This is a genomic window from Pseudocitrobacter sp. 73 (genome assembly GCF_008369545.1).
In the GTDB taxonomy this organism is placed as follows: domain Bacteria; phylum Pseudomonadota; class Gammaproteobacteria; order Enterobacterales; family Enterobacteriaceae; genus Pseudocitrobacter; species Pseudocitrobacter vendiensis.
In genome coordinates this window covers 1-2,741 of record NZ_VTZO01000086.1, presented here as the reverse complement: position 1 = coordinate 2,741, position 2,741 = coordinate 1, and the positions used below count along the sequence as shown (strand labels likewise).

Annotated in this window: 1 protein-coding gene and 1 pseudogene; both read right to left on the bottom strand. The window is 59.2% G+C overall.

Annotation, left to right across the window (positions count from 1 at the left end; genetic code table 11):
• Positions 1-45: 45 nt before the first annotated feature.
• Positions 46-1,554: pseudogene (locus F0Q32_RS25895) on the bottom strand (Tn3-like element ISPa38 family transposase); the annotation flags it as partial.
• Positions 1,555-1,806: 252 nt separating this feature from the next.
• Complete coding sequence (locus tag F0Q32_RS25890) at positions 1,807-2,367, bottom strand: chlorite dismutase family protein (RefSeq protein WP_002718009.1); 561 nt, start codon at positions 2,365-2,367, stop codon at positions 1,807-1,809.
• Positions 2,368-2,741 lie beyond the last annotated feature (374 nt).

Genomic DNA, 2,741 nt, shown 5'->3' with positions numbered 1-2,741 from the left:
TAGTACTGGGAAGGAGGGAGTGACCATCTCATTAAATAAAGCACGCTAAGCCGGTTGCAGCGGCCGTAGCGGCCTGAACTTGCCCGCGCCGATCTTGGCGCTGCTGCGCCAGAGGTAATCGCCGGTCAGGTTGATGTGCTCCCAGCCGAGCGGCGACAGGTACTGCAACAGGCCGTCATCGACGGCTTGACCGTGGCCACGCAAGGCGTTCGCGGCCCGCTCCAGATAGACCGTGTTCCATAGCACGATGGCCGCCGTCACCAGGTTGAGGCCGCTGGCCCGGTAGCGCTGCTGCTCGAAGCTGCGGTCGCGGATTTCCCCCAGGCGGTTGAAGAACACGGCGCGGGCCAGCGCGTTGCGCGCCTCGCCTTTGTTCAGCCCGGCATGCACGCGGCGGCGCAGCTCGACGCTTTGCAGCCAGTCCAGGATGAACAGTGTGCGCTCGATGCGTCCCAGCTCACGCAGGGCGACGGCCAGGCCGTTCTGGCGCGGGTAGCTGCCAAGCTTCCTGAGCATCAGCGAGGCCGTCGCCGTGCCCTGCTTGATCGAGGTGGCCATCCGCAGGATTTCATCCCAATGGGCGCGGACGTGCTTGATGTTGAGCGTGCCGCCGATCATCGGTTTCAACGCCTCGTAGGTGGCATCGCCCTTCGGGATGTAGAGCTTGGTGTCGCCCAGGTCACGAATGCGCGGGGCGAAGCGGAAGCCCAGCAGGTGCATCAACGCGAAGACGTGGTCCGTGAACCCTGCCGTGTCGGTGTAGTGCTCCTCGATCCGCAGGTCGGATTCGTGATACAGCAGGCCGTCGAGCACGTAGGTCGAGTCGCGCACGCCGACGTTCACGACCTTGGTGTGGAACGGCGCGTACTGGTCGGAGATATGGGTGTAGAACGTCCGCCCTGGGCTGCTGCCGTATTTCGGATTGATGTGGCCGGTGCTCTCGGCCTTGCTGCCGGTGCGGAAGTTCTGGCCGTCCGACGATGACGTGGTGCCGTCGCCCCAATGTTCGGCGAAGGGATGTCGGAACTGCGCGTTGACCAGCTCGGCCAGTGCCGCCCCGTAGGTTTCGTCGCGGATGTGCCAGGCTTGCAGCCAGGCCAGCTTGGCGTAGGTCGTGCCGGGGCACGATTCCACCATCTTGGTCAGGCCCAGGTTGATCGCGTCGGCGAGGATCGTGGTCAGCAACAGGTTTTTGTCCTTGGCCAGGTCGCCTGACTTCAGGTGGGCGAAGTGCCGGGTGAAGCCCGTCCATTCGTCTACCTCCAGCAGCAATTCGGTGATCTTGACGTGCGGTAGGATCATCGCCGTCTGGTCGATCAGGGCCTGTGCGGTATCGGGCACCGCCGCATCGAGCGGCGTGATCTTCAGGCCCGACTCCGTGATGATGGCGTCCGGCAGCTCGTTGGCCAGCGCCATGCGGTTGACGGTGGCGAGCTGCGTTTCCAGCAGCGTCAGCCGGTCATGCAGGTACTGGTCGCAATCGGTGGCCACGGCCAGCGGCAATTCGCTGGCCTGCTTGAGGCTGGCGAATTTCGCGGGCGGCACCAGGTAGTTGTAGCGGCTCGCGTTTGAAAACGGGCGTGCTCGCATTCGACGCCGCTTTCGGCTCGAATTAACTGCAACTGACGGCGCGCTGATGCTCACGCTATCTGCAAACGAGCTTGCAATCGACGGCGGCGGCTCGCATTTCATGGCGGCGTGCTCGAATTAATTGCAAGTGAAATGCCGGGTTCCAAGCTATCCAAAATCAATAGATGCAGTGCCGGCTGCCCGCTAACGCCTCTGAGCGGTCAGACGGGGATTGACCTACGCCGCCTCTCGCACGAGACGGATATCGACTTCTCTGTCAACGTACTTCCATTCCTCTGTTGCACGCAGTTCGGAAAGCAATGCGTTGAACTCAGCCTCATGGGTTGGCGCGAACTCGAACCAATTGAGAAAATCGAACGGTTCATTTTCAGAGAGGTCGCGGCAGTGGTGGAGCTTGCGCGCTACTGCAGGCAAGTAGTTGAGCCCGATTTGGATGTGCTTTGACTTTTCGAAAACGCTCCGGCGCTCGTCTTGCGTGAATTCCCACCAAGCTGCGTTTTTTCGGATCGGTATCAACGCAGCGCAAGTTGCTTCTGGGCGCGCTAGCCCTTGCTGCTTCACCACAATTTCGTTCTTCTCTTCGCGCATGACATACCGTTCATTGCTTGTTATTCCGCGAAGTACCCAGGGTGCATTGGTTTCGGGCTGCAACTCTGAGGCAGATATTACGTTGAGCCTTTTGGCTTCAGGCAGTGACTTGCCAACTATGGTTTCGGTTCCAACGATCCGCCAAAGACCGCTGTCTCCGCCGACGAATGCAAATAATCGTGTATCCATTTTACCCCCTTCATGTGAGTGTGTTAACTTTTTTACAGCCTCAAAAAACCTATCTGCCCATCCCATGCTTGTGCATCATCGTCTCGCCTCGCTTAGCGTAGTATTGCATTACGCTTACCAGCGCCCCCAGTTAAATTGTAAATATAGCATCGAATTGGTCTGTGATACAACCGCCAGAAAATAGCCGTTTGTCGCCATTTCAAAAATTAATTGTACCGTATCGGTACGCCCTAACTAGGCGTCAGGCCGGAACCTTGGGCCGCGTCAGGATAGGGCCGATTCCAGCATTTTCTGACGCCTCGCCGGCAACCTCTAGGGCCTCAACCTGACAGGCCGTACGCTTAACGTACGATTTTTAATGAGATGGTCACTCC

Excerpts from the sequence above, each read along its gene's own strand:
- F0Q32_RS25890 (WP_002718009.1), bottom strand. The coding sequence starts at position 2,367 with ATGGATACACGATTATTTGCATTCGTCGGCGGAGACAGCGGTCTTTGG.